Source organism: Shigella sp. FC1544 (assembly GCF_001722145.1).
Taxonomy (GTDB): domain Bacteria; phylum Pseudomonadota; class Gammaproteobacteria; order Enterobacterales; family Enterobacteriaceae; genus Escherichia; species Escherichia coli.
Genome location: NZ_MECT01000110.1, coordinates 31,248 through 38,591, shown reverse-complemented (window position 1 = coordinate 38,591; position 7,344 = coordinate 31,248). Strand labels below are relative to the sequence as shown.

The following is a 7,344-nucleotide window of genomic DNA, read 5'->3' as shown; positions in this document are numbered from 1 at the left end:
TGAGCGACATAATCTGAATCTGAGACAACATCTGGCAAGGCTGGGACGGAAGTCACTGTCGTTCTCAAAATCGGTGGAGCTGCATGACAAGGTCATCGGGCATTATCTGAACATAAAACACTATCAGTAAGTTGGAGTCATTACCCTCTAATTTGTAGTAATAAGCATCCGCGAATTACTGACAATAGCACTTATGAACAATTTATGGCAGAAGAGTTCACCCAATTAATATCCAAATCAGCAGGAGTTGATGATATTCAAATGGAAATAGACGAGAAGTTTATGAATCGCAAAATTTCATTTCGTGGTTCCTCTTTGCTGACAATAATTAATAGCATTGCAGTTACAGATTTACTGGGAATAGTCCCCTATGAACTTTATAACTCCCACCGTGACTTTCTTAATTTAAAAGAGATAAAACTAGAACATCCGTTACCTTCAATAAAGCTTTACATTTCCTATAATAAATCTTCTTTAAATAATTTGGTGTTCTCCCGATTTATTGACCGTCTAAATGAGAGTTTTTGATATATAACTACAGACAGCTACTATAACTTTCATCTATTTATTCACAGCGCGAATGAAAAATAAAACACTCTGCTTTACAGTGTTTACTTTATAATTAACAGTCTTATCTCACTGTTCACCCTGTAACGTTCAGAGAGCGTCTTCAGATGTCTATTTATAAAATTCCTCTTCCGCTCAATATTCTGGAAGCTGCACGAGAGCGTATTACCTGGACACTCAACACCCTACCCCGCGTTTGTGTCTCATTTTCTGGCGGCAAAGACTCTGGTTTAATGCTGCATCTGACAGCCGAACTTGCCCGACAAATGGGCAAAAAAATCTGCGTTTTGTTTATCGACTGGGAGGCGCAATTCTCTTGCACTATTAACTATGTTCAGTCCCTGCGCGAGTTGTACACCGATGTCATCGAAGAGTTTTACTGGGTTGCGCTCCCGCTTACGACGCAAAATTCCCTTTCACAATACCAACCCGAATGGCAGTGCTGGGAACCTGATGTCGAATGGGTGCGTCAGGCCCCGCAAGATGCGATAACCGATCCTGACTTTTTCTGCTTTTACCAGCCAGGCATGACCTTCGAACAATTTGTACGTGAGTTTGCCGAATGGTTTTCACAAAAACGTCCGGCGGCGATGATGATCGGCATCCGTGCGGATGAGTCCTACAACCGTTTTGTCGCCATCGCCAGTTTAAATAAACAACGTTTTGCCGACGATAAACCATGGACTACGGCCGCACCAGGCGGTCATAGCTGGTACATTTACCCCATTTACGACTGGAAAGTGGCTGATATCTGGACCTGGTATGCAAATCATCAAAGTCTCTGCAACCCACTGTATAACCTAATGTATCAGGCAGGCGTTCCTCTGCGTCATATGCGAATTTGCGAACCTTTTGGCCCGGAGCAACGACAAGGATTATGGCTCTATCACGTTATCGAACCGGATCGCTGGGCTGCTATGTGCGCACGAGTCAGCGGGGTAAAAAGTGGCGGCATTTACGCCGGACATGACAATCATTTCTATGGGCATCGGAAAATCCTCAAGCCAGAACATTTAGACTGGCAAGAATATGCATTATTGCTGCTCAATAGCATGCCGGAAAAAACAGCTGAGCATTACCGCAATAAAATCGCCATTTATTTGCACTGGTATCAGAAAAAAGGCATCGAGGTTCCACAAACCCAGCAAGGGGACATTGGCGCGAAAGATATCCCCTCCTGGCGGCGGATATGCAAAGTTTTACTCAATAACGATTACTGGTGTCGGGCATTATCATTTAGTCCTACGAAAGCGAAGAACTATCAGCGTTATAACGAACGGATAAAAGGAAAACGTCAGGAATGGGGGATACTATGCAACAACGATTAACGCAGGATTTAACGCAATTTCTCGCCAGCTTGCCGGAAGATGATCGCATCAAAGCGATTAATGAAATCCGCATGGCGATCCATCAGGTTAGCCCCTTTCGTGAAGAGCCAGTGGATTGCGTTCTGTGGGTTAAAAACAGCCAACTTATGCCTAATGATTACAACCCAAACAACGTGGCACCACCCGAAAAAAAACTGCTGCAAAAATCCATTGAAATAGATGGTTTTACCCAACCCATTGTGGTCACACATACGGATAAAAATGCCATGGAAATCGTGGATGGTTTTCACCGCCATGAAATTGGTAAAGGCTCATCATCATTAAAATTACGCTTAAAAGGTTATTTGCCGGTGACCTGTCTGGAAGGTACGCGTAATCAACGCATCGCCGCGACTATTCGTCATAATCGCGCTCGTGGACGCCATCAAATCACCGCCATGTCGGAAATCGTCCGTGAACTTAGCCAGTTGGGATGGGACGATAATAAAATTGGCAAAGAGCTGGGAATGGACAGCGACGAAGTGCTGCGCCTGAAGCAAATTAACGGCCTGCAAGAGTTGTTTGCCGACCGTCAATATTCCCGCGCCTGGACGGTTAAATAGCTAAAGCTGGCGCAGGCGTTCAGCTGCTGCCAGCAACGTCGATTCCTTCTTGGCAAAACAGAGACGAATCAGTTTATGTGGGAAGGGATCGGCGCAAAACACCGACAGCGGAATCGCCGCCACGCCGTGCTCCCGCGTCAGCCACTGGCAAAACTCAACATCATCCAGGGTAGAAACCTCGCTGTAATCCACCAGCAAAAAGTATGTACCTTCACACGGTAAAATCTCCAGCCGGCTTTCATTTAAAGCATTCACCAGAATATCGCGCTTCTGGCGATAAAAGTCCGGTAACGCAAGATAATGCTCAGGTTCTGCACGTAGCATATCAGCAAGCGCCAGCTGTGCCGGGGTATTCACCGAAAAGGTCAGATACTGATGTACCTTGCGAATTTCGGCGCTGATGGGCGCTGGCGCAACACAATAACCCACTTTCCAGCCGGTCATATGATAGATCTTGCCAAATGAAGAAACCGCCACTGCCCGCTCACGCAGCTGCGGATGCGCCAGCACACTGGCATGGCCCTGTTGTGAAAAGTTGATGTGCTCGTAGACTTCATCGCTAATGACAAAAATCTCGTGCCCGGCGATCGCCTGCCACAAAGCGGCGAAATCAGCCTGCTGCCAGACAGTTGCACTGGGGTTATGCGGAGTGTTGAGGATCACCAGTCTGGTGCGCTCGCTTAATAATGCGGCAAATTCCTGCCAGTCAAGGTGGTTGCAGTGCCATACGCTTCACTATTCCCCCAGAAAGCGCGATGGCGGGGGCGTAACTGTCATAGCTGGGATCAAAACAAATCACTTCATCGCCATTGCGCACCAGTGCGGTAATCGCCGCGTATAACGCTTCCGTCGCCCCTGCCGTTACGGTGATATCGCTATCGGCATCTGGTTGATAGCCATACAAACGTTCCGTTTTCTGAGCAATCGCCTCGCGCAAGGCCTGCACGCCGGTCATGGGCGCGTATTGGTTTGCCCCCTGGGCAACGTGGTACGCCAGCCGCTCCTGTAAATAGCGCGGACCATCAAAATCAGGAAAGCCTTGCGACAGGTTAATCGCCTGGTGTTGCTGCGCCAGCGCGCTCATCTGGGTGAAAATAGTGGTGCCAAGTTGTGGAAGTTTGCTTTGTGGAATCAGAGGGTTATTTGTCATTTTTATTGTACCTGACGAAGTTGCGTGTTGAAGGCACTATAACACGATGCTAGCATTTGGAAATCAAGACGTTTAGATGTCTAAATAAAACAATAAGGACAACACAACATGCCTCACAATCCTATCCGCGTGGTCGTCGGCCCGGCTAACTACTTTTCACATCCAAGAAGTTTCAATCACCTGAACGATTTTTTCACTGATGAACAACTTTCTCGCGCGGTGTGGATCTACGGCAAACGCGCCATTGCTGCGGCGCAAACCAAACTTCCGCCAGCGTTTGGACTTCCAGGGGCAAAGCATATTTTGTTTCGTGGTCATTGCAGCGAAAGCGATGTACAGCAACTGGCGGCTGAGTCCGGTGACGATCGCAGCGTGGTGATTGGCGTCGGCGGCGGCGCACTGCTCGACACCGCGAAAGCCCTCGCCCGCCGTCTCGGTCTGCCATTTGTTGCCGTTCCGACGATCGCCGCTACCTGCGCCGCCTGGACACCGCTCTCCGTCTGGTATAACGATGCCGGACAGGCGCTGCATTATGAGATTTTCGACGACGCCAATTTTATGGTGCTGGTGGAACCGGAGATTATCCTCAATGCACCGCAACAATATCTGCTGGCGGGGATCGGTGACACGCTGGCGAAATGGTATGAAGCGGTGGTGCTGGCTCCGCAACCAGAAACGTTGCCGCTAACCGTGCGGCTGGGGATCAATAATGCGCAGGCCATTCGCGACGTCTTGTTAAACAGTAGCGAACAGGCACTTGCCGATCAGCAAAATCAGCAGTTAACGCAATCATTTTGCGATGTGGTGGATGCTATTATTGCTGGTGGTGGGATGGTCGGTGGTCTGGGCGATCGTTTTACGCGTGTGGCGGCGGCTCATGCCGTGCATAACGGTCTGACTGTCCTGCCGCAAACCGAGAAGTTTCTTCACGGCACCAAAGTCGCTTACGGAATTCTGGTGCAAAGCGCCTTGCTGGGTCAGGATGATGTGCTGGCGCAATTAACCGGGGCGTATCAGCGTTTTCATCTGCCGACTACGCTGGCGGAGCTGGAAGTGGATATCAATAATCAGGCGGAGATCGACAAAGTGATTGCCCACACCTTGCGCCCGGTGGAGTCCATTCATTACCTGCCAGTCACGCTGACACCAGATACGTTGCGTGCAGCGTTCGAAAAAGTGGAATCGTTTAAAGCCTGACGTGCAAATTTAGCAGCAGCGCGCGCCGCCTTTTCCACCGTAGCGCGCGTCCTGCCGCTCACGGAAAAACTCCTCGTAGGTCATCGGCGTTTGATCGGGATGGTTAACCCGCATATGTTCGACATAGTTGTCGTAATCAGGCATACCAATCATCAGCTTCGCCGCCTGACCTAAATATTTTCCGGCTTTTGCCAGTGAATCAAACATCTTGGCCTCCGCTAACCATGTTGCTGAAAGAGTGCCGGATGCGGCGTGAACGCTTTATCCGGCCTACAAATGCTATCAACGCACTCGGTCAGTCCCCTCGCCCCATCGGGGAGAGGGTTAGGGTGAGGGGAACCCTCGGCACTATGCCAACATTCGCCAACATCCCCCCTCACTCTGACTTTAGTGCGCGCCTTTCGCCTGCGCTACGATCTCCTCGACATTTTCCGGCATCGGCTCATACGGCGTTTCTTTCGCCGTTGGCTTCGGATCTTTCAATGCCGCAAGTGCCGTCTTAATCGAGAACAGTGCCAGAACCACCACGACCACCATAAAGAAGATGGTTAACCCGGCATCCAGACGGTTGTTGAACACCAGTTGCGCCAGCTGTGACTCAGTATACTGCGACGGAATATTGCCGCTGTCGATCATTGCCTGGAACTTGTTAGCAATGGCCAGGAAGCCGACTTTCGCATCCGGGCTAAACGCTTTCTGCCAGCCAGCGGTCAGGGTACAAATCAGCAGCCAGGCCGTTGGTACCAGCGCCACCCAGGCGTAACGTTGACGTTTCATCTTGAACAACACCACGGCACAGAGCATCAGCGCCATCCCTGCCAGCATCTGGTTGGCAATACCAAACAGCGGCCACAGAGTGTTAATACCGCCCAGCGGATCGACCACGCCCTGATGGAGGAAGTAGCCCCACGCCAGTACGCACAGCGCCGTTGCCAGCAGGTTAGCAGGCAGTGAATCGGTCCGCTTCAGGCCAGGAGACACCACGCCCAGCAGATCCTGCAACATAAAGCGCGCAGCACGCGTACCCGCATCTACCGCCGTCAGAATAAACAGAGCTTCAAACAGAATGGCGAAGTGATACCAGAACGCCACATCCATCATACCACCCAGCGCACCGTGCAGGATGTAAGCCATCCCCACCGCCAACGTCGGCGCACCGCCCGCACGGGAAATGATCGACTGTTCACCCACTTCGCTGGCAATCTGGTTGAGCGTATCTGGTGTAATGCTAAAGCCCCAGCTACTCACCACCTGCGCGGCAGAAGCGACCACATCCGCCGTCCCTGCCGGAGCCAGCACCGCCATTGGGCTGTTCATGGCAAAGTAAACGCCCGGATCGATGATACAGGCGGAAACCAGCGCCATAATCGCCACGAAGGATTCCATTAACATTCCACCGTAGCCGATAAAACAAGCCTGCCCTTCGTTCGCCAGCATCTTCGGCGTGGTGCCGGAAGAGATCAGCGCATGGAAGCCAGACACCGCGCCACAGGCGATGGTGATAAACAGGAACGGGAACAGGTTACCGGTCCATACCGGGCCAGTGCCATCGACAAATTTGGTCAGCGCAGGCATGGTCAGCGTCGGGCGCATAATCAAAATGCCTACCGCCAGACCGACGATCGTCCCGATTTTCAGGAAGGTAGAGAGGTAGTCACGCGGGGCCAGCAGCAACCACACCGGCAGCACCGCCGCCACAAAACCGTAACCCACCAGCATCCAGGTCAGCTGCACGCCGGTAAAGTCAAAGTACGGTGTCCAGGTCGGACTTTCTGCCACCCAGCCGCCAGAGATAATGGCGAAAATCAGGAATACCAGACCGATGACCGACACTTCACCAATACGCCCCGGACGCAGATAGCGCAGGTAGATCCCCATAAACAGCGCCAGCGGAATGGTGAACGCAACGGTATACGTTCCCCACGGGCTATGAGTTAGGGCTTTCACCACGATCATCGCCAGTACTGCAAGGATAATGACCATGATCATAAAGCAGGCCACCAGCGCTATCACCCCGGCGGTTGGCCCCATCTCTTCTTTGACCAGCTCACCCAGCGATCGACCGTCACGGCGCGTAGAAACAAACAGCACCATGAAATCCTGCACCGCACCGGCGAGAACCACCCCGGCGAGTAGCCAGATCATCCCCGGCAGGTAGCCCATTTGCGCTGCCAGCACCGGCCCAACCAACGGACCTGCTCCGGCGATGGCCGCAAAATGGTGACCGAACAGCACTTTCTTGTCCGTCGGCACATAGTCCAGCCCGTCGTTATGGCGCACCGCTGGCGTCATACGCTTCGGGTCAACCGCCAGCACATTTTTGGCGATATACAACCCATAAAAACGGTAAGCGATCAGATAGATACAGACCGATGCCACCACAATCCACAGCGCGTTGATCTGTTCCCCACGATTTAAAGCAATGTATCCCAGAGCAAATGCTCCCATTACAGAGAGCACTGTCCAGACGAGGTATTTCCCTGATTTGTTCATAGTTGTT

At 51.5% G+C, this 7,344-nt stretch carries 6 protein-coding genes and 2 pseudogenes; 5 read left to right on the top strand and 3 right to left on the bottom strand.

Translation table 11 applies throughout. The features are described 5' to 3' along the window. From BGK49_RS25830 to BGK49_RS07660, 4 genes and pseudogenes are all read left to right on the top strand, one after another. Nucleotides 1–130 (top strand): IS1 family transposase (locus BGK49_RS25830; protein WP_001554957.1); only part of this gene is annotated, 130 nt, incomplete at its 5' end. A 17-nt stretch (nt 131–147) separates the two neighbouring features. Continuing rightward, nucleotides 148–528: pseudogene (locus BGK49_RS07670) on the top strand (type 2 periplasmic-binding domain-containing protein); the annotation flags it as partial. Between the two features lie 146 nt (nt 529–674). Further along, on the top strand, nt 675–1,895 hold the full coding sequence (locus BGK49_RS07665; protein ID WP_000029804.1) for a phosphoadenosine phosphosulfate reductase: 1,221 nt from the start codon (nt 675–677) through the stop codon (nt 1,893–1,895). Then, nucleotides 1,868–2,497 (top strand): IbrB-like domain-containing protein, encoded by a 630-nt coding sequence (locus BGK49_RS07660; protein WP_000502945.1) that lies wholly within the window; start codon nt 1,868–1,870, stop codon nt 2,495–2,497. Before BGK49_RS07665 ends, BGK49_RS07660 begins: the two co-directional genes overlap by 28 nt. On the opposite strand, the pseudogene ybdL reads toward BGK49_RS07660, so the two are convergent. Then, a pseudogene (ybdL, locus tag BGK49_RS07655) lies at nt 2,498–3,647 on the bottom strand (methionine-oxo-acid transaminase). A gap of 108 nt (nt 3,648–3,755) precedes the next feature. Between ybdL and hcxA the strand changes: the two are divergent. Then, complete coding sequence (gene hcxA, locus BGK49_RS07650) at nt 3,756–4,844, top strand: hydroxycarboxylate dehydrogenase HcxA (RefSeq protein ID WP_001120484.1); 1,089 nt, start codon at nt 3,756–3,758, stop codon at nt 4,842–4,844. A 9-nt stretch (nt 4,845–4,853) separates the two neighbouring features. On the opposite strand, the gene BGK49_RS07645 is transcribed toward hcxA, so the two are convergent. Both BGK49_RS07645 and cstA read right to left on the bottom strand, forming a co-directional pair. Further along, a complete protein-coding gene (locus BGK49_RS07645) occupies nt 4,854–5,051 on the bottom strand; it encodes a YbdD/YjiX family protein (protein WP_000460431.1) in 198 nt (65 codons plus the stop codon). Nucleotides 5,052–5,231: 180 nt separating this feature from the next. Next, a complete protein-coding gene (cstA, locus tag BGK49_RS07640; RefSeq protein ID WP_001043123.1) occupies nt 5,232–7,337 on the bottom strand; it encodes a pyruvate/proton symporter CstA in 2,106 nt (701 codons plus the stop codon). Nucleotides 7,338–7,344: the final 7 nt, after the last annotated feature.

What these genes read in the sequence shown, in the direction of transcription:
- BGK49_RS07645 (WP_000460431.1), bottom strand. Translation starts at nt 5,051, where the DNA reads ATGTTTGATTCACTGGCAAAAGCCGGAAAATATTTAGGTCAGGCGGCG.
- hcxA (WP_001120484.1), top strand. Translation starts at nt 3,756, where the DNA reads ATGCCTCACAATCCTATCCGCGTGGTCGTCGGCCCGGCTAACTACTTT.
- BGK49_RS07665 (WP_000029804.1), top strand. Translation starts at nt 675, where the DNA reads ATGTCTATTTATAAAATTCCTCTTCCGCTCAATATTCTGGAAGCTGCA.
- BGK49_RS07660 (WP_000502945.1), top strand. Translation starts at nt 1,868, where the DNA reads ATGGGGGATACTATGCAACAACGATTAACGCAGGATTTAACGCAATTT.
- cstA (WP_001043123.1), bottom strand. Translation starts at nt 7,337, where the DNA reads ATGAACAAATCAGGGAAATACCTCGTCTGGACAGTGCTCTCTGTAATG.